The 18662-nt window shown below is 44.2% G+C and carries 18 protein-coding genes; 15 read left to right on the top strand and 3 right to left on the bottom strand.

Annotated features, from left to right (window positions below; all coding sequences use genetic code 11):
• The first annotated feature begins 21 nt into the window (after window positions 1–21).
• From ACCB35_RS17070 to ACCB35_RS17040, 7 genes are all read left to right on the top strand, one after another.
• The gene (locus tag ACCB35_RS17070; protein WP_374057056.1) at window positions 22–507 is read left to right on the top strand and encodes an RDD family protein; all 486 of its coding nucleotides are present in this window, start codon (window positions 22–24) and stop codon (window positions 505–507) included.
• Window positions 508–904: 397 nt separating this feature from the next.
• Entirely contained in the window at window positions 905–1615 is a 711-nt protein-coding gene (locus ACCB35_RS17065; protein ID WP_044339425.1) for a DUF2953 domain-containing protein, read from the top strand.
• A 15-nt stretch (window positions 1616–1630) separates the two neighbouring features.
• Window positions 1631–2110 carry a GerW family sporulation protein gene (gene ytfJ / locus ACCB35_RS17060; RefSeq protein WP_044339424.1) on the top strand — a complete coding sequence of 160 codons (480 nt, stop codon included), beginning with the start codon at window positions 1631–1633 and terminating at the stop codon, window positions 2108–2110.
• A gap of 129 nt (window positions 2111–2239) precedes the next feature.
• Complete coding sequence (gene tpx / locus ACCB35_RS17055) at window positions 2240–2740, top strand: thiol peroxidase (protein WP_374054624.1); 501 nt, start codon at window positions 2240–2242, stop codon at window positions 2738–2740.
• Window positions 2741–2871: 131 nt separating this feature from the next.
• Complete coding sequence (locus ACCB35_RS17050) at window positions 2872–3861, top strand: class I SAM-dependent methyltransferase (protein ID WP_374054623.1); 990 nt, start codon at window positions 2872–2874, stop codon at window positions 3859–3861.
• A gap of 488 nt (window positions 3862–4349) precedes the next feature.
• A complete protein-coding gene (locus ACCB35_RS17045; RefSeq protein WP_374054622.1) occupies window positions 4350–5543 on the top strand; it encodes an acetate kinase in 1194 nt (397 codons plus the stop codon).
• Between the two features lie 803 nt (window positions 5544–6346).
• Window positions 6347–7183: an EcsC family protein gene (locus ACCB35_RS17040; protein ID WP_374054621.1), complete on the top strand. Its 837-nt coding sequence runs from the start codon at window positions 6347–6349 to the stop codon at window positions 7181–7183.
• 22 nt (window positions 7184–7205) lie between these two features.
• On the opposite strand, the gene ACCB35_RS17035 is transcribed toward ACCB35_RS17040, so the two are convergent.
• The gene (locus tag ACCB35_RS17035; protein ID WP_374054620.1) at window positions 7206–7523 is read right to left on the bottom strand and encodes a hypothetical protein; all 318 of its coding nucleotides are present in this window, start codon (window positions 7521–7523) and stop codon (window positions 7206–7208) included.
• A 209-nt stretch (window positions 7524–7732) separates the two neighbouring features.
• Between ACCB35_RS17035 and ACCB35_RS17030 the strand changes: the two genes are divergently transcribed.
• Window positions 7733–8944 (top strand): argininosuccinate synthase, encoded by a 1212-nt coding sequence (locus tag ACCB35_RS17030; RefSeq protein ID WP_374054619.1) that lies wholly within the window; start codon window positions 7733–7735, stop codon window positions 8942–8944.
• Window positions 8941–10335: an argininosuccinate lyase gene (gene argH / locus ACCB35_RS17025; RefSeq protein ID WP_374054618.1), complete on the top strand. Its 1395-nt coding sequence runs from the start codon at window positions 8941–8943 to the stop codon at window positions 10333–10335. The genes ACCB35_RS17030 and argH overlap by 4 nt, the downstream gene beginning before the upstream one ends.
• A gap of 65 nt (window positions 10336–10400) precedes the next feature.
• Here the strand turns inward: argH and ACCB35_RS17020 are convergent, their stop codons facing one another.
• Window positions 10401–10853: a universal stress protein gene (locus tag ACCB35_RS17020; protein WP_044339418.1), complete on the bottom strand. Its 453-nt coding sequence runs from the start codon at window positions 10851–10853 to the stop codon at window positions 10401–10403.
• Between the two features lie 108 nt (window positions 10854–10961).
• Between ACCB35_RS17020 and ACCB35_RS17015 the strand changes: the two genes are divergently transcribed.
• The 3 genes from ACCB35_RS17015 (at window position 10962) to ACCB35_RS17005 (ending at window position 13014) form a co-directional block, all read left to right on the top strand.
• The gene (locus ACCB35_RS17015; RefSeq protein WP_172655772.1) at window positions 10962–11114 is read left to right on the top strand and encodes a hypothetical protein; all 153 of its coding nucleotides are present in this window, start codon (window positions 10962–10964) and stop codon (window positions 11112–11114) included.
• Between the two features lie 132 nt (window positions 11115–11246).
• Window positions 11247–12323, top strand: coding sequence for a flavin monoamine oxidase family protein (locus ACCB35_RS17010; protein WP_374054617.1), 1077 nt, complete (start codon window positions 11247–11249; stop codon window positions 12321–12323).
• 364 nt (window positions 12324–12687) lie between these two features.
• Window positions 12688–13014 carry a MazG nucleotide pyrophosphohydrolase domain-containing protein gene (locus ACCB35_RS17005; RefSeq protein ID WP_374054616.1) on the top strand — a complete coding sequence of 109 codons (327 nt, stop codon included), beginning with the start codon at window positions 12688–12690 and terminating at the stop codon, window positions 13012–13014.
• Window positions 13015–13280: 266 nt separating this feature from the next.
• Here ACCB35_RS17005 and ACCB35_RS17000 read toward each other — a convergent pair whose 3' ends face one another.
• Window positions 13281–13835 (bottom strand): TetR/AcrR family transcriptional regulator, encoded by a 555-nt coding sequence (locus ACCB35_RS17000; protein WP_374054615.1) that lies wholly within the window; start codon window positions 13833–13835, stop codon window positions 13281–13283.
• Between the two features lie 171 nt (window positions 13836–14006).
• Here ACCB35_RS17000 and ACCB35_RS16995 point away from each other — a divergent pair, with 171 nt between their 5' ends.
• The 3 genes from ACCB35_RS16995 to ACCB35_RS16985 all read left to right on the top strand — a co-directional run bounded on the left by ACCB35_RS16995 (window position 14007) and on the right by ACCB35_RS16985 (window position 18611).
• Window positions 14007–16064: an RND family transporter gene (locus ACCB35_RS16995; protein ID WP_374054614.1), complete on the top strand. Its 2058-nt coding sequence runs from the start codon at window positions 14007–14009 to the stop codon at window positions 16062–16064.
• 2 nt (window positions 16065–16066) lie between these two features.
• On the top strand, window positions 16067–17857 hold the full coding sequence (locus ACCB35_RS16990; RefSeq protein WP_374054613.1) for a YhgE/Pip domain-containing protein: 1791 nt from the start codon (window positions 16067–16069) through the stop codon (window positions 17855–17857).
• A gap of 211 nt (window positions 17858–18068) precedes the next feature.
• Entirely contained in the window at window positions 18069–18611 is a 543-nt protein-coding gene (locus ACCB35_RS16985) for a GNAT family N-acetyltransferase (RefSeq protein WP_374054612.1), read from the top strand.
• Window positions 18612–18662 lie beyond the last annotated feature (51 nt).

Raw genomic sequence — 18662 nt, 5'->3', positions numbered from 1 at the left:
CATGATGAAGAGCGGGAGCGTATCGAAATTCATTCGCCATCTCCGCATCAATCGGGGCTGGGCGATGGATATTACTTAGCAGGATTTTGGATAAGGTTTTGGGCATATTTACTGGACCTTATCGTGATTGGTAGCATTACACGATTAGTCGTCAATCCAATTTTTAAACTATTGGATATTTCACTATCGGAAGGCTCCATGTTTGCTCCTATTTCGATATTAACGAGTATTGTTTTTTATGGATACTTTATATTAATGACAAAATACTTCAGCCAAACAATCGGTAAAATGGTATTCGGCATTAAGGTCATCGATTTAAAAGGGAAGAAGCCTTCGTGGGGAACGATTATCTTCAGAGAATTGATCGGTCGTTTTATCTCTACCACGATCTTCATTCTATACGTGGTTGTAGCCTTTACGAATAAAAAACAAGGAATACATGATTTGTTCGCCGATACGACGGTGGTTCAGGAAAAGAAGAAGCTGGAGTTTAAGCCTGCGCTTTAAATGATTGTTTAGAAACCAAACCTGTTTATATGGGTTTGGTTTTTCTATTGAGAGAAGGATTTTGTATTTACATTAATTGTAATTAGACGCAATAACCGTTAAAAAGGACGCAAATAATTGAAAAAAGACGCAATTACGGTTACAAATGACGCAATTAATTAAAATAAGACGCAAATCCAGAGGGAAACGACGCAATTATTAAAAAGCAGGCGCGCGCATCGACCTCCACTGACCGAATAATCATTCAGAGACCGGAAAAAAATTCACTATCGCAAGTATATTCTGCGAATAATACTCCTTTTTCCCGTTAAACAGGCCCCTCCTTGCACAAAATCTCTCCTCCTTCGTTTATTTTCCCGGGCAAAGGCCATAATAAGAGGTTGAAGGGTGTGAAAATATGAGCTGGTGGATTTGGACTTTATTGATCGTTATGGCACTTATCTTGTTAATATTATTTCTTCTTATTATAACGAAGCTGACCGTTACTCTATCTTTGTACCACGGGAATGACAATGACCATTTCAAGGTGAAGCTTAGGGCATGGTTTGGCTTGCTAAAATATACAATCGATATTCCGTTAGTCAAACTCGATGACGATGGTCCGAATATCGTGTTTGAGGAAGAACAAAAAAGAGGCAATGAAAGCAATCCATCAAATAAAAAGACTTCTAAAAAGAAAATTACTCCAAATGATTTTATAGATAGTTTGAATGATACGAAGGAGATCATCATCCATGTCCAGTCACTTCACAGAATCATCAGGTCGTTTCTCAAGAAAGTCAAACTGGATCATGTGCATTGGAAGACGTTATTCGGCACTGGGGATGCAGCATCAACAGGGACGTTAACAGGGACGATCTGGGGGATGAAAGGGAGCATCATCGGCATTCTGAGCGGTTATATGCGCCTACAATCCATGCCCGTCATAGAGGTGACTCCGACATTCCAGCATGCTGTGATCCAAACGCAATTTTCATGTATTATCCAGTTTCGGATAGGGAATGCTATCCTAGTAGGTTTCAAGATACTTCGGTACTGGCGAGGCGGTATGGCTAAGTTCAAGACAAAACCCCTTTCCACAATTTCTGGAGAAAAACATTCAGTTTAATAAGGAGGTCTTTATATGTCAGAACATCCTATTGAAGGTCTAATGACCACGGCAATGGAAAATTTAAAAGAAATGATCGATGTGAATACGATTATCGGTGATCCCGTTGAAACACCCGATGGAAGTGTCATCCTGACAGTATCGAAGGTTGGCTTTGGATTTGCTGCAGGTGGAAGTGAATTCATCATTGATGGCAAAGGAAAAGAGGATGGTGGAGGAAAAGGCGGAGACGGCGGAAGTGACAAGTCATCCCCTAAACAGCAGCCATTCGGTGGAGGTAGCGGGGGCGGTGTCTCCATTACGCCGATCGCATTCCTGATCGTCAGCTCAAAAGGAATCAAGATGCTCCATTTAGATGAAAGCACTCATCTGATCGATCGCCTGCTGGACTTGGCTCCGGGTGCCATCGAGAAGATTCAGGGTATGATGAAAAAGGACGATAACAAGCAGGACAATAACAGTCAGGGTAATCATAATCAAAAACTTGATCTGTAAGAGATGGAGAGCTTACTCGAGTATGAGTGAGCTCATCTTTTTTTTGAAAACAATCCCTATGATTTGCTTTACCGCATCGTTTTTCTGTACTATAAACATGTACATATTATTATGGAGGAGGAACAAATAATGGCAAACATTACATTTAAGAAAAACCCTGTCACTCTATTAGGTAATGAGGTAAAAGTAGGGGACAAAGCTCCCAACTTCACAGTATTAGCTAATGATCTGTCGGAAGTCACACTGAATGATTCCAAAGGCAAGGTGCGTTTGATCAGTGTCGTTCCTTCCATCGATACAGGTGTTTGTGATGCACAAACACGCAAGTTCAATGAAGAAGCAACGAAATTTGATAATGTAGAAGTATTGACCGTTTCCGTGGATCTTCCATTCGCGCAAAAGCGCTGGTGCGGAGCGAACGGAATTGAAAATGTGCAGACGCTTTCCGATCACCGCGACCTTTCTTTCGGGGAAGCATTCGGCGTACACATCCAGGAGCTTCGTCTGCTTGCACGTGCGGTATTCGTCGTAAACAGCAATGATGAAGTGACGTATGTGGAATATGTAAGCGAAGCGACTGATCACCCGGACTATGACGCTGCCGTTGAAGCAGTGAAAAACGCGAAATAATCCTGTCTAAACCAGAATATTCTTCAAGACATGCTGACCTTACTTACCCATGGTCAGCATTGTTTTTTTTACAAACGGTATGGACAGAGGTAAAATAGATGAATGAAATTGTGATAAAGGAATGAATGCCGATGATTAATTCGCCAGTCGAATCATTATTTGGAATAATCGATGAAACGGCTACACTGCTGCAAGAGGAATTAGCATGCAGCTATTTAGAGGCTGTAGCCGAAACAGGGGAAAACCTTTTTCAGGGTGACGTCCTGCAAGAGGAAGTAAGTGAACTGACCAAGAAACGTTTGAACAAAAAGTACGATGTAGTGAACCTTTCTCAACTTGAGAATGAAAATATCCGTAAAGCCTTTCAATTTGCGATTTTAAAAGGAATGAAAGAAAACGTTCAGCCGAACCATCAAATGACACCGGACTCTCTTGGTTTATTTATTAGCTACCTGGTCAATAAATTCACCAAGGGCATGGACAAGCTCACCATCCTGGATCCGGCGATCGGGACAGGGAACCTCCTGACGACGGTCCTCAATCAGATGCCGGGAAAAGAAACGCAATCCATCGGGGTTGAAATCGATGAAGTATTGATCAAACTCGCCTACGTAGGAGCCGATCTTCAAAAACATCCATTGCAGCTCTTTAATCAGGATTCAATCGAACCCCTGTTCATCGACCCTGTAGACCTTGTGTTATGTGACCTGCCAATCGGTTATTACCCGAACGATCTACGAGCACAGGATTATGAGTTGAAAGCAGAAGAAGGTCATTCATATGCCCACCATCTGTTTATGGAACAGAGCCTGAAGCACACGAAAGAAGGAGGATACCTTTTCTTCATCGTGCCAAATGGACTTTTCGAATCTCCATACAGTGCACAGCTGCAAACGTATTTGAAAGAAAAGGCCGACATCCAAGGCTTCTTACAGCTGCCCCTGTCATTATTCAAAAATAAGAACTCAGCAAAGAGCATCCTGATCCTTCAAAAGAAAAAAGAAGGTCTTAAGCCTCCTAAGGAAGTATTGCTTGCTCAGCTGCCAAGCTTATCAAATCAACGTGCCCTGCAGGACATCATGTCCAAGATCGATCAGTGGCTTGCACAGAATAAACAATAGTGTTTAACAGGACTGCCTATGGTGGTCTTGTTTTTTTGTGTTTTACTCTCCTTTTGTTGGGGGTATGAAGGAAAGAGGGGTTCGATTTTGATTTATCGACCGTTAAAAGTATATATCGACCGTTATTTTGATTTATCGACCGTTAAAAGTATATATCGACCGTTATTTTGATTTATCGACCGTTAAAAAAATATATCAACCGTTTTTTCATTTTATCAACCAAACTTTCACTATACCGACCGTTCTGCACAATTCGACGAAATTCGCCGCCCGCCCGCGAAGTCCAACTTCTACCGTAACCACTCTTATTGCTTAGAATTCTAATTTTTGCGAAAATATTTAATTTAACATGAAAACGATGTCATTTCAAGCTTTTTCTTGAAATAGGTGGGAGTCAGTGATTTAATGGGGAATTGAGAGATAAAAAATGATTCAATGAACAGAATAAATAAGAGTCAAGAGATCGAAAACAAAAGGAGCGATACAACGTGGCAAAAAAAGTGATTGCAATTAATGCTGGAAGCTCTTCTTTAAAGTTTCAGCTTTTTGATATGCCTGAAGAAACGGTTATTACAAAAGGTCTTATTGAACGTATCGGACTGAACGATGCGGTATTTAATATAACGGTGAATGATGAGAAACGTGAAGAAGTAACAGATATCCCGAACCATGAAGTAGCGGTTAAAATGCTGCTTGAAAAGCTGACAGGCTACGGCATCATCGATTCACTTGATGAAATCGATGGGATCGGACATCGTGTCGTACACGGTGGCGAGGTGTTCAATGATTCCGTTCTGATTACGGAAGACGTAGTGTCTAAGATTGAAGAACTTTCTGATCTGGCTCCACTTCATAACCCAGCCAACCTTACTGGTATCAAGGCATTCCAAAACGTATTGCCTAATGTGCCAGCGGTTGCTGTCTTTGATACAGCGTTCCACCAATCCATGCCGGAAAGTTCGTTCTTATACAGCCTTCCTTACGAGTATTATGAAGATTATGGAATCCGTAAGTATGGTTTCCACGGTACTTCCCACAAGTATGTATCAGAGCGTGCAGCGGAAATGCTTGGCCGTCCGAAAGAGCAAGTTCGCCTGATTTCTTGTCACTTAGGTAATGGTGCAAGTATCGCGGCGATCGAAGGCGGTAAGTCGATCGATACGTCAATGGGCTTCACTCCTTTAGCAGGGGTTGCCATGGGAACACGTTCTGGTAATATCGACCCTGCCCTTATCCCGTTCATCATGGAAAAAACAGGATCAACGGCTGATGAAGTATTGAACATCCTGAACAAGAAGTCCGGTATGCTTGGTGTATCCGGGTTCTCAAGTGACCTTCGTGATATTGAACAGCAGGCATCTGAAGGGAACGAGCGTGCGGAACTGGCTCTTGAAGTGTTCGCAAATCGTATCCACAAGTATATTGGTTCCTATGCATCCCGCATGTACGGTGTAGACGCCATCGTCTTCACAGCGGGTATCGGTGAAAACAGTACGCTTATCCGTGAAAGAGTCCTTCAAGGTCTGGAATTCATGGGCGTATACTGGGATCCGGCACGCAACCAGGTCCGCGGTAAGGAAGCATTCGTTAACTATCCGCATTCACCTGTAAAAGTCATGATCATCCCGACGAACGAAGAAGTAATGATTGCACGTGATGTAGTGGAAAAAGGAAATATCTAATAACGCAAACAGGATTGCCTTGACGGTGATCCTGTTTTTTTATAAGTTCTTTTTTCAAAGTTTGTTGTTTTTAACATAATTTCTGCAAGGCTCTGTCAATTAGTGCGTGCTAGATGGAGAGGGAAACTGCTCCGCTTGCAGCTAGCGTTCGGCCGAGCCTCCTCAGCTTAGCCGAACGGGGTCTCGGCACTTCCAAAATCCGCCGGAGTCTACGCAGTTCCCCTCACCATCTTTAACAGAATTTCTGTGACAGAGCTTCAACATACGCAATAAAACCATATAACTAGAAAAAATAATTCTACTTTTATAAAAGGGAAGTCAATCTCTACACTTAAGTAAGGTTGTTTGCTAAAACTCTTATTTTTATTGATTTCCATTAAGGATACATGCTCAGAAAGTTGATTCTCGCTGTAGGATGATCAACTCCTGCGGGAATAGCTGGACAGTACGAAAAGCGGAGGGGCTTAGCTCAGGGGCGACAAGCATAAGACGAGTCTGCCGGAAAGGCGCACTTTGCCTTTTTGGCAGACTTGGCTTATGACCTCGAGCCCCTAAGCCCCGTAGCTGGATAAGTGAGACCCCGGAGGCGCAGCCGAGGAGGCTCACCGCCAGCCCCGCGGAAAGCGAGCATCCTGGAGCGGAAATCAACTAGTACTTTCTTCTCTACAGTAGCAACAATCTTTGCGAAAAGGGCTTTTTATATGAGGGGAATAAATCTCAGAGTATTCAAAAGACTTTCCAGAATTGTCGTTTATATATATGGTATACTAGACGTAAATGACGGAATGTAAGGAGTGGGAGAAGTGAATTGGTCAGAACGAGATAAGCAGGTATGGCAGTCGATCAAGACGTGGAGAGATGAATTATTTGAATACGAAGCGAATGATTTGGAGCATACATATGTCAAATGGTTGGATTACGCCTTTGAATCGATCCCGGAAGATGTTCAGGCTCAATTTTTCCAGCGTCTTGATGGCTGGTTGTTTCACATGCATTCTCTTATCCAAGGCTCACAGATGCAAAACGATGCACGTGAGCGCATCCTTGTGACGGCAAGAGCTTTTAATCAAGATATTCAGACGGTTGAGGATCTTCATTATTTAACGATCGATCAGCTTCATTACATAGCGGAACAACATGCGGGACGTCATCGCATCTACTCTTTAATACAAGGAGGGGTGACGGGGACAGGCGGCCTGGTGGCGATCGGTTCAGATCTTCCTGCCATGCTTGTCATCAATCTTCGTTCGGTGCAGCTCATTGCCATCACCTATGGATTTGATGTTCAGACGCCATTTGAAATGATGACGTCTCTGAAGGTGTTCCATGCAGCCACGCTGCCGGCAAGGCTTCGGGCACTTGCCTGGGAAGATCTGATGGAGGATTTAAATAAGAAGGATTCCAATTACTTCTATGATGGATCGGAGCAACTGACGGACTATACGTGGCTGGAAGGCTCCATGAAGCAGGCGCTGAAAGCAATGGCCATCACCATGTTCAAAGGGAAGAAGTGGTCCGGTCTGCCCCTTGTCAGCATTGCCATCGGAGCAGGATCCAATTATCAGCTTTCCAGGAAAATCACTGATTTTGCCGAAAAATATTATCAGTACCGCTATTTGCGTGAAAAGAAAAATGATTAATAAACAAAGGGGGATGATGTACTCACATGATTCCCCTTTGTGTTTTTTCCGGATTGGTCCGGTACCAGATCCATAAATCATTGATTTCTGAAGCCCTCTCTGAAATCTCTCCATTGATCATGCAGGATCTCTCAAAGTTCTCTTCCTGAGCTAATTCCCCTTGCAGCCGCTCGATCTCCACTTCAACTTCCTGTATCCGGTCAGGAATCATTCCCCGCACGCGCTCCCATTCAAGAAGAATCAATTCCTGTTCCTCAGAAGAATAAGAGTGCCATTCCTTCGAGAACCGGGGAAGGTGGATTCCGAGCCTTGAATTATATGAGAAAAATTCGTTCTTCATTTCTATGGACGCTCCTTACGTTTCGTTCTTCTTTCATCCTACAATAAATGAACCGACAAGCCCAGTACTAAGCTAATCTCACAATCCATTGATAAAATATTTATACAAATTCATGAATTTGTATTGATGATTCTCTGATAAACTGCTAATATAAATTCATCTTAAGGAATAAATATTCAATATATATAGATTAACAGGAGGAGATACGGATGAATAAAAAAGTGGTATTAGCCTACTCAGGTGGTTTAGATACGTCGGTTGCGGTTCAATGGTTAAAGGAAAAAGGATATGAAGTGATTGCATGTTGCCTGGATGTTGGAGAGGGGAAGGATCTGGATTTCGTTCAAGCAAAAGCGTTGAAGGTCGGAGCTTCCAAAAGCTATGTCATCGATGCGAAAGAAGAATTTGCGAATGATTATGCCCTTCTTGCCTTACAAAGTCACGCCCTGTATGAAGGGAAATATCCACTGGTTTCTGCTTTATCAAGACCTTTGATTGCTAAAAAACTTGTGGAAATCGCTGAACAGGAAAATGCTACAGCGGTCGCCCACGGATGTACGGGAAAAGGGAATGACCAGGTGAGATTTGAAGTATCCATCGCCGCATTGAATCCTTCTTTAGAAGTGATCGCGCCGGTTCGCGAATGGAAATGGTCACGTGAAGAAGAGATTGAATATGCGAAGGATAAAGGGATCCCTATCCCCATCAACCTCGATTCCCCTTATAGCATCGACCAGAACCTATGGGGAAGAAGCAATGAATGTGGTGTACTTGAAGATCCATGGGCTGCTCCTCCAGAGGATGCATACGACTTGACGTCGAGCATTGAAGCATCACCGGACGAAGCTGATGTGGTCGAGATTACATTCTCTAATGGTGTGCCTGTTGAATTGGATCACGTTGCCCATCCACTCGATGAAATCATTTCCAAGCTGAATATCATTGCTGGTAAACATGGGGTCGGACGTATCGATCATGTGGAGAATCGTCTGGTCGGGATCAAGTCACGTGAAGTGTATGAGTGTCCAGCCGCCGTCACGCTGTTAAAGGCACATAAGGAACTGGAAGATCTTACGCTTGTGAAAGAGCTTGCTCATTTTAAACCTGTGATCGAGAAGAAAATGACGGAATTGATTTATGAAGGCTTATGGTTCTCACCGCTGAATAAAGCGCTGAAGGCATTCCTTGATCAAACGCAGGTGTATGTGAATGGTGTCGTCCGCGTGAAATTATTCAAGGGGCATGCCATCGTGGAAGGAAGAAAATCGCCTAATTCCTTATATGATGAGAAACTTGCGACTTACACAAAAGCGGATGAATTCGATCATGATGCTGCCGTTGGATTCATTCAATTATGGGGTCTGCCGACAAAGGTTTCAGCAATGGTCAACGCTGAAAAGAAGGAGAAAGTGACTCTATGAGCAAGCTCTGGGGAGGACGTTTTACAAAAAAACCGGAAGAGTGGGTGGATGAATTCAACGCATCCATCTCCTTCGATCAGGAACTGGTCCTTGAGGATATAGAAGGCAGCATCGCCCATGTAACAATGTTAAAAAAATGCGGTATCCTCACTGTAGGCGAAGCAGATCAAATTCTTGAAGGACTTCATGTTCTTTACGGAAAGGCTGAAAAGAATGAACTTCAGTTTTCTGTCGAGTATGAAGATATCCACTTGAATTTGGAGAAGCAGCTGATTGATTTAATCGGTGAGGTCGGCGGTAAACTTCATACAGGCAGAAGCCGCAATGACCAGATCGCAACAGACATGCATCTGTTTCTAAAGAGACGAGTGGAGGAAATCGTCACACTCGTTGAGGATCTTCAGCAGGCAATCATTGTTCAGGCGGAAGAAAATGTTGAAACGATCATTCCTGGGTATACTCATCTTCAGCGTGCCCAGCCGATTTCCTTCGCCCATCATCTTATGTGTTATTTCTGGATGATCAACCGGGATAAGGAACGACTCGTTGACTCTCTTAAAAGAATCGACATATCCCCATTAGGCGCCGGGGCACTGGCTGGTACTACATTCCCGATTGACCGGGAATATTCAGCTGAACTGCTTGGGTTCAACTCATGCTACGAAAACAGCCTGGACGCCGTAAGTGATCGTGATTTCATCCTGGAATTCCTGAGCAATAGCTCAATTATGATGACCCATCTTTCTCGCTTGGCGGAAGAGATGATCCTCTGGTCCACGGAGGAGTTTCGATTCATCGAGCTCGATGACAGCTTCACGACTGGAAGCAGCATCATGCCACAAAAGAAGAATCCTGATATGGCGGAGCTTGTGAGAGGGAAAACGGGGAGAGTGAATGGAAATCTTATCTCTCTTCTTACAGTCTTAAAGGGCTTGCCCCTTGCGTACAACAAGGACATGCAGGAAGACAAGGAAGGCATGTTTGACACCGTTAAAACCGTAGTGGGATCCCTGAAAATCTTCACGGGTATGATTTCTACGATGACGGTGAACACGAAACAAATGGAGGAAGCGGTAGGGAATGATTTCTCCAATGCGACGGAACTTGCTGACTACTTGGCGACGAAGGGGGTTCCGTTCAGACAAGCCCATGAAATCGTCGGGAAGCTGGTTCTCTATTGTATTGAAAAGGGCTGCTATCTGAAGGATATTACATTGGAAGAGTATGGTGAGTTTTCTTCATTGATAGAGGAGGACATTTATTCGATATTGACTCCGTATTCCGCTGTTGAAAGAAGAAAGTCTTATGGTGGTACAGGGTTTGAGCAGGTGAAGGTGCAGATTGAGAAGGGGAAATCTCAATTGAAAAAATTTACTGCTCAATCAGTCTAGATAAAAAGGAGCCGTTGAACGTAGAGTTTATCTACATTCAACGGCTCTTTTGGTTTATAAAATCATTACTCATCCAATTCTTCTGTTCTGACAACGAGAACATCACAATGGGCAGCTCTTGTGATATGCTCTGACACACTTCCAATGAGGAATCGTTCGACGGCGTTAAGTCCGGTTGCGCCGCATATGATAAGGTCTGCTTTGACGTTCTTGGTTGCTTCTCTTGGGATGATCACTTTCGGGGAACCGTACTCGACATAGGTTTTCACTTTTGTTAACCCTGCTTCTGCAGCATCTGCTTTGTACTCGTCTAACAATTCTTCAGCATACTTGATAGCTCTTTCTCCTACCGTGCGATCGTAGGATTCGATCGCCGCGAAGGAACGGGTATCGATGACATGTATCAATGATAATGTTGCATCATTGCGTTTAGCGATGGCAATCCCTTTTTTGAACGCCCATTCTGCTTCCTTGGATCCATCAACGGCTATTAATATGTTCTGATATTTTAAACTCATTGTTATCCCCTCCTTACCCTTATCATACTATATTTTTCCACTCATATCTGTATCTAATTTTCGAACAATAAAAGGGAAACGACTACTTATTTATAAGGGGGAATCGACATGAAGAAAAGAGATCCGAAAGAGCAGTTCACATATGATGAGCAGGCAAACGAGCAGGTAAGCCAGCAGATCATGGATTCTTATACGAGCGGAGTCATTGATACGGAAAATGGTCATTATGGCACGTATGAGAATGAAGAGTATGAGAAGTAGGTAGATGATGGAGCTTGTAGGGACGGGAAGGTTCCACAAGCTTTTTTTATTTTATTGTAGAAACTCTCCTGCATGAAATGGTCCGTCCCTTCTGCTACAATTTTCTATGTGAAGAGGATAGGAGGTCACTGCATGAAGAAACCTGTGATCATTGTCGGAGCTGGTCTGAGCGGTCTCAGGGCCGCATCTCTTCTCCACTCGAAAGGTGTTGATTGCCTGGTACTTGAAGCCCGGGAAAGAATCGGGGGAAGAGTGCTGACCGTGGGAGGGACGGACCTCGGGCCAACGTGGTTCTGGCCGGATCATGAACCAGCCATTACGAGCCTTGTAAAGGGACTCGGTTTACAAACGTTCCATCAGCATACGGAAGGAGCCCTTTTATATGAGCAGTCAGAAAACGCTCCTCCAGAACGGCATATCTTGCCCCAAGGGGCCGTGCAAAAATCTTTCAGGCTGTTTGGCGGAGTGAACTCACTCATTGACGCCGTCTATGACACTCTTCCTTCCGGGACCGTTCAGTTGAATACAACCGTAAAGGCCATCCGGATGGATAAAGAAGGGGAAGTCACGGTTGAAGCGGATCATCCTGGAGGAAAAAAGGCATGGAAGACGGGAGCCATCATCCTCGCCATGCCACCGAGGCTCGTGGCACAGCGTCTTGAATTCTCACCATCGCTACCCGAAGAACTAATGAAAAGTCTCCTCCGGAAGCCAACGTGGATGGCAGGACAGGCAAAAGCAGTGGCCGTTTATGAACGGCCTTTCTGGCGAGAGGAAGGGCTGTCCGGCCAGGTAACGAGCTGGGCCGGGCCGCTTCAGGAAATCCATGACGCGTCCCCATTTAAAGGAGCAGGTGCCCTTTTTGGATTCTTCGGAATGCCCGCTGCTGTTCGGAGGGAGCTCGGGGAGGATAAAGTATTACGTCTTGTCGGGGAACAGCTGACCCGCCTGTTCGGTGTACAGGCGGGTAGGCCAGTATCAATGTTGTACAAGGATTGGTCTGTTGAACCCCATACGGCGGTGGAGGAGGATGCCGTCCCGTTGACAAGCTTTCCTGAATATGGTCCGCCGAGGCATGGAGGTCTATGGGAACAGAAAATCCTATTTGCCGGAACCGAAACTGCTGCAGAAAATGGCGGTCACCTTGAAGGAGCGCTCCTCTCAGCAGAACGTGCGGTTTCAAAATTGACCGGTAACCCCGACAAATGAAAGTAAGAGCCATCACCGAAGCACGGTGATGGCTCTTTTTCTGTTATGCCTCTTCGTACATAACCTTAACGTCTCCATTTTTAATAAAGCTAGGGCAATCTTAGCTGCTGGAAAATAAGAGTCTTCCTGCACAAAGTTGAGTATGACTTTTTAGGAGCCAAGAGCACTTTTTGGACTTTTAAAATGAACAAACTAGGTGGGGGGTATTGAGGAATTGAACTCTTCTTAAAGTCCTTTTCAAAGAATAAGGGGATTGTTAAACAACAGTTTTTTTGAAATAATTGGTAGTGATATGTATATTGTAATGTATTTTTCAACAAAGAAAGTTCATCATAAATCTATTTAATTTAAAGCGAGGATTCTTATGAAACAACTAACATTCCATGAATTACAGAGCTATCTGGCACTAAAATACAAAGAAGGACGAAATTCATCTGCTTTATTTATGAAACTGGTAGAAGAAATTGGAGAGGTGGCAGAAGTACTAAACCAATTAGAAGGGAGAAAAGCAAATTCAGGGAATACGTCTTTGGAAAAAGAGTTAGTGGATGTTATACATTACGTAGTGGCCATTGCGAGTATAAACGATATTGACTTAACAGAGGCCATTTTTAACAAGGATACACAAGCAGCAATGAAATATAATCAATCTCCAAATTTAGAAGAATTTATATTAGCACAACACAGATAACAACTTGTTCTGTAACTTTCATGGGGGAGAGCATAAGCCCAATTGAAGTATATCGGGCACGCTTTTTTCCACTTTTATGACCCCAATGGTAATAAACTTCAAGTACACTGGTAGGAAATGAATAGCTTATCTTATTTCATAAAAAGGGTCGTGAATCCAAGGAGGATTCACGACCCTTTTTGGTTGAACGATTGAACCGTTGTTGGCTGATTAGAAGTTTCAACCCATGCACTTTACGATCCAGGTCATAACCTTGTTTTGGAAACCTACCTCACCCCCGACAACCCCCGATTAATAAACCGGTGCAAGATTCCCGCCATCTCTTCAGGTGTCTTATCCATCCCATTCTCCACCCAATTTTTGATGACATGAATACTTCCGCTCACCATGAACATATTGATGTATTCATAGGTTTCTTGGTCCATCCGGCTATCGGTGATCCAGTTTTTGAAGATGAATTCGTGGGTGATGATCATGCCTTTTTTGAGGAAATACATATCGCTGTTCTCGCTGAGAAGGGCCTCGCAGATGTCGCTTTTGTCGGCGATGTATTCGAATAGTTTTTCGGTCATTTGCAAGGCTTCTTCTTCTTTTGAGAAGTTGTACTGACCAAGTGTGATGGTCAGGTCCTCGATGAATTCTTCTTCGATTGCTTCGAGCAGTTCGTACTGGTTTGAATAGTGGGCATAATAAGTGGATCGATTGATGTCCGCCGTTTCGCATATTTCTTTGATGGTGATGCTTGAAATTGATTTATCCTGCAGTAGTTTTAACAGGCTGTCCTTTAAAACCATGCGTGTATATTTTTTTCGTCTGTCCATTTTTGAGTTCAACGATCAGCGTTCCTTTCCTGCTTTTTCTGAGTTATCCAACACACGTGAGTGATGTGTTGAGTATTGAACATTCCTTATGCAACTGTCCGTTGAATATCCAACACGGTGTTTATTATAATGATAAGGTGAAAATGTGAGAGATACAAGTGAGGTTGAGAAATGATAAGTATAGCAGCATGGATCATAAAGCATAAGAAGGCTGTATTGATGACGTTTATATTGGTGACGCTTCTGTCGACGGTAGCGCAGTTTTTTGTGAAGGTCAATTATAATATGGTCGATTATTTGCCCGATGATGCCCAGTCGACACAGGCGATGGACATCATGGAAAAGGAGTTCACGGGTGACGTTCCCGATACGCGGGTCATGGTGACCGATGTGTCGATACAGGAGGCACTCGCCTATAAAGAAAAGCTGGAAGCTATAGACGGTGTTTCGGACGTGATGTGGCTGGATGATATGGTCGATCTGAAGACGCCTTTGGAAGTGGCGGACGAGGAGACGGTCGAGAATTATTATAGTGATCGGAATGCGCTGTTTTCCATCAGTGTCCGTACCGGCGATGAGGTCCGCATCACCGATGAGATCTATGAGCTGATTGGCAGTGACGGTGCGATTGCCGGTGATGCGGCCAATACGGCCAGTTCTCAGAAAATGGCGGGTAGTGAATCGATGTATGCAGGGATGTTACTGGTACCCCTCATCATCCTGATTCTGGTCATCTCGACGACTTCATGGGTTGAACCACTTTTCTTCCTGACGGCGATCGGGGTGTCGGTTCTGATCAACCTGGGAACGAATATCTTCCTAGGGGAAGTTTCCTTCGTCACCCAGTCGGTTGCGCCGATCCTGCAGCTGGCAGTGTCGCTGGATTACGCGGTGTTCCTGCTTCACAGCTTTTCCGATTACCGGAAAGTGACGGATGATCCTGAAGAAGCTATGAAGCTTGCAATGAAGAAGTCGTTTCCTGCAATCACGGCAAGTGCGGCAACGACGTTCTTCGGATTTATCGCCCTTACGTTCATGGAGTTCCAGATCGGTTCTGATCTCGGGGTGAATCTCGTGAAGGGGATCGTCCTGAGCTTTATCAGTGTGATGGTGTTCCTGCCTGCACTGACTCTTGTTTTCTATAAATGGATGGATAAGACGAAGCATAAGAGCTTTGTTCCGAGCTTTACGGGGATCGGGAACAAGGTACTGAAACTGAAGGTACCGAGCCTGATCTTTGTATTTGCGATTCTGGTACCTGCCTTCCTGGGGCAAACGAATACTTCTTTCATTTACGGAACAGGTGAGCAACCGGAAAACACCCGTGTCGGGAGTGACTTCAATAAGGTGGAAGAGACATTTGGAGAAACGACGCCCATCGTTCTGTTAGTACCTAAAGGAGATATGGCAAAAGAAAAGGAGCTCGTCGAGAATATCGAGTCCCTTGATTATGTGACAGGAGTCATGGCGTATGTGAATCAGGTTGGTTCTGAGATCCCGCCTGAGTATCTGGATAAATCGATCACGGATGAATTCTACTCTGAAAATTACAGCCGGATCGTCATTAACACGAATCAGGGTACGGAAGGAGACGTTCCTTTTTCCATTGTAGAGAAGGTGGAAAAAGCGGCGGCGGATTACTATGGAGATAAAGCTCTGGCACTTGGGGAGAGCGTGACGCTTTATGACATCAAGAATACCGTCAACAAGGATAATGTGGTCGTGAATGTACTGACGGTTGTGACGATTGCCCTTGTGCTTCTGTTCAGCTTTAAATCGATTACGATTCCAGTGGTGCTGCTCATCACGATTGAAGCGGCGGTCTGGATCAATTTATCGATTCCATATTTCACGAATACCCCGCTCGTGTTTGTCGGGTACTTGATTATAAGTACGGTACAGCTTGCCGCGACGGTCGATTATGGGATTTTATTCACAGAGGCCTATACCCATTATCGCAAGGAAATGCCTGCTAAAGAAGCAATGGTTAGAACCCTGGATGAGAAGACATTCTCGATTTCGATTTCGGCAGCGATCCTTTCGAGTGTCGGCTTTATTTTGTGGATCACCTCGTCCAATCCGATCGTTGGATCCATCGGTCTATTGATGGGCAGGGGTGCGCTACTTGCCTTTATCATGGTCCTCTTGGTCCTGCCGGCGATGCTCCTGGTATTCGATAAAGTCATTAAGAAAACAACGTATAAAGCAAATTATTATGAGGAGAAATGATGATGAGAAAAAAACAATTACGTTACTCTGCACTCGCATTGATGCTATTCTTGCCTTCATTTCTTAGTGTACCTGCTCAGGCGGCAACGGAAGGAAAGGTCACTTCGAAGGATGAAGTCGTGTACGCGACACTGAATGCAGCTGGAGACCTGGATTCAATCTATGTCGTGAATACCTTCGAGGTAGCTCGTGCCGGAAAGGTCCTCGATTACGGGGAATTCAGCAGCGTCAAGAATCTGACGGATCTGAAGAAGCTTGAGCTGGAGGGGCAGAAGGTTGAAATGGATGCCCCTGAAGGAAAGTTCACGTATCAAGGAAACATGAAAAAAGATACAAAGTTACCATGGGATGTGACGGTATCGTATAGCTTGGATGGAAAGAAAATCGATCCATCACAACTTGCGGGGAAAAGCGGACATCTAGAAATCAACATCGATACTGCTGAAAATAAGAATGCAGGTACTGTATTTTATGAGAATTATTTATTGCAGGTTTCCCTGAACCTGCCGAATACGTATGAGAACATCGAAGCGGCAGACGGGATGGTGGCGAATGCTGGGAAGAATAAGCAAATCACCTTTACCGTCATGCCTGGAAAAGAGAAAAAACTAAGCGTGGAAGCGGATGTAGCGAACTTTGAGTTCGATGGAGTTCAAATCGCCGCAGTCCCTTCCACACTCCCAATCGATACGACGGGAACTGAAAATATGACGGATGATATGTCGGAGCTGTCAGGTGCGATCGGCAAGTTAAACGCAGGGGTGGCCGACCTGAAAAGTGGTGTTTCCGAATTGAACGACGGGGCAGCGAACCTGCGCGATGGTTCGGCTCAATATAAAAATGGCATCAGTGAATTGAACGGTTCTTCGTCTCAAATTGTCGGAGCCTCGAATTCCATCGGCGATGCACTGCGGACAATCAATCAGTCACTGGCTGCAAGTCCTGCTGAAGTGGATTTATCAGCTTTGAATGAGCTGCCGGCTGGTTTGACCCAATTGGCTGATGGCCTGACACAAGCGGCGAATGGGTTATCGACCCTGCAGCAGAACTATACACAGGCATATGCTGCATTGGACGGTGCGATGGCGGGAATCCCTGCTTCCGATCTTTCGGAACAAGAGATTGCCGCATTATACGAAAGTGGAGCGGATCCCCAGGTAGTGGATAAACTGGTCGAGTCCCATCAAGCTGCGCAAAAAGTGAAGGGGACCTATGCAAGCGTCAAGGAAGCCTTCGCTGCAGTGGAACCGACCTTGAATCAGGTGAGTGGTTCCGTGAATGAAATGAGCGGACAGCTGACTTCCATCTCGAATAATTTGTCTGTATCATTGAAGGAAACGGATATGAGCGGATTTGCTCAGCTGCAAAAAGGACTGGGTGAACTGTCCGCCAACTACGGCGACTTCCACTCCGGACTGGTCCGCTATACAGAAGGTGTGGGTCAGTTATCCACTTCGTACGGGAAGCTTCATTCCGGTATTGCTGAACTTGCTGGAGGAACAAACGAATTAGACGGAGGAGTCGCAGACCTTCACAGCGGAACGAGCGAATTGCACCAGGAAACGAAAAACCTTCCTGACAAAATGCAAGAGGAAATCAATAAGATGTTGGCTGAATATGATAAGTCCGATTTCAAACCGGTCTCCTTCGTTTCCTCCAAGAACGAAAAAGTATCTTCTGTGCAATTTGTGATCAAGACAGAAAGCATTGAAAAAGAAGAACAAGAAACGAAGAAAGCAGAGCCGAAGAAAGAAAAAGGATTTTGGGAGCTGCTGATGGATTTGTTTAAGTGACCTGAAAGTATTTGATGAATGAATGACACAAAGGTGGCTGGTTTTAGTAACCAATCTTACTTCTGTGTCATTTTTTGTGTTTCATTTTCAAAATTTTTATTTTGTAATAGCTTTCCTTACAATCTAAGTTCAAGCTAAAATGTAATAGAGTAGTATTAATAGTTTCCATACTAGAGTCAGCGGGACATTCATTGATTATATGGGGGACGTAATGATGAATCTACAATATGAAGTGATTCCAGAAGAACAGGCAGAATGCTGTCGTGATTTATGCAATGAACTGATGGACTTTCAACAATCAAAGGCATCTATTACACCTAAACGGTTTGACAGCATGAATTTTGATAGCAGGATGCTGTCATCCATCAAAAGTGCCTTACATAATTACATTGTGGTAGTGAAAGATCATGATAAGAATGATGAAATTGTAGCCTATGTATATACCAATATTTCTCCTAAAGAAGCGTACTCGAATGATTTTGCCACGTTTTTCGATCTTTCATCGGTTAAGAAAGAGAACGTAGGTTGTCTATCTCAATTTTATATTAAAGAGGGGTATCGGCAATTTGGTGTAGGGTCCAAGCTTTTTAACATGTCTATGGCTTGGTTGAAAACCTACGAGGATGTGGAGGATTATTTTGTGTTCACATCGAATGGGAATCAAGAGGCGTTGGAATTCTACCAGCGGAAAGGGTTCTCGATTTCTCATGATATCCTGGACGGATTTATCACGGTTTTACGAAGTCAACGCTGAGGTTAGGGGAGTTTTTGACTATACCCCTTGGAAAATATATAGTGAAATCAG

Origin of the sequence: Rossellomorea sp. FM04394 (assembly GCF_041889765.1) — a bacterium.
GTDB lineage: Bacteria > Bacillota > Bacilli > Bacillales > Bacillaceae_B > Rossellomorea > Rossellomorea aquimaris_B.
Note: the sequence above shows the minus strand (reverse complement) of the source record. Positions and strands in the feature narration are given on the sequence as shown.

What these genes read in the sequence shown, in the direction of transcription:
- ACCB35_RS17015 (WP_172655772.1), top strand. Translation starts at nt 10,962, where the DNA reads ATGAAGAAAAGAGATCCGAAAGAGCAGTTCACATATGATGAGCAGGCA.
- ACCB35_RS17010 (WP_374054617.1), top strand. Translation starts at nt 11,247, where the DNA reads ATGAAGAAACCTGTGATCATTGTCGGAGCTGGTCTGAGCGGTCTCAGG.
- ACCB35_RS16990 (WP_374054613.1), top strand. Translation starts at nt 16,067, where the DNA reads ATGAGAAAAAAACAATTACGTTACTCTGCACTCGCATTGATGCTATTC.
- ACCB35_RS17035 (WP_374054620.1), bottom strand. Translation starts at nt 7,523, where the DNA reads ATGAAGAACGAATTTTTCTCATATAATTCAAGGCTCGGAATCCACCTT.
- ACCB35_RS17020 (WP_044339418.1), bottom strand. Translation starts at nt 10,853, where the DNA reads ATGAGTTTAAAATATCAGAACATATTAATAGCCGTTGATGGATCCAAG.
- ACCB35_RS16985 (WP_374054612.1), top strand. Translation starts at nt 18,069, where the DNA reads ATGATGAATCTACAATATGAAGTGATTCCAGAAGAACAGGCAGAATGC.
- ACCB35_RS17050 (WP_374054623.1), top strand. Translation starts at nt 2,872, where the DNA reads ATGATTAATTCGCCAGTCGAATCATTATTTGGAATAATCGATGAAACG.
- ACCB35_RS17065 (WP_044339425.1), top strand. Translation starts at nt 905, where the DNA reads ATGAGCTGGTGGATTTGGACTTTATTGATCGTTATGGCACTTATCTTG.
- ACCB35_RS17030 (WP_374054619.1), top strand. Translation starts at nt 7,733, where the DNA reads ATGAATAAAAAAGTGGTATTAGCCTACTCAGGTGGTTTAGATACGTCG.
- ACCB35_RS16995 (WP_374054614.1), top strand. Translation starts at nt 14,007, where the DNA reads ATGATAAGTATAGCAGCATGGATCATAAAGCATAAGAAGGCTGTATTG.
- ACCB35_RS17005 (WP_374054616.1), top strand. Translation starts at nt 12,688, where the DNA reads ATGAAACAACTAACATTCCATGAATTACAGAGCTATCTGGCACTAAAA.
- ytfJ (WP_044339424.1), top strand. Translation starts at nt 1,631, where the DNA reads ATGTCAGAACATCCTATTGAAGGTCTAATGACCACGGCAATGGAAAAT.
- argH (WP_374054618.1), top strand. Translation starts at nt 8,941, where the DNA reads ATGAGCAAGCTCTGGGGAGGACGTTTTACAAAAAAACCGGAAGAGTGG.
- ACCB35_RS17000 (WP_374054615.1), bottom strand. Translation starts at nt 13,835, where the DNA reads ATGGACAGACGAAAAAAATATACACGCATGGTTTTAAAGGACAGCCTG.
- tpx (WP_374054624.1), top strand. Translation starts at nt 2,240, where the DNA reads ATGGCAAACATTACATTTAAGAAAAACCCTGTCACTCTATTAGGTAAT.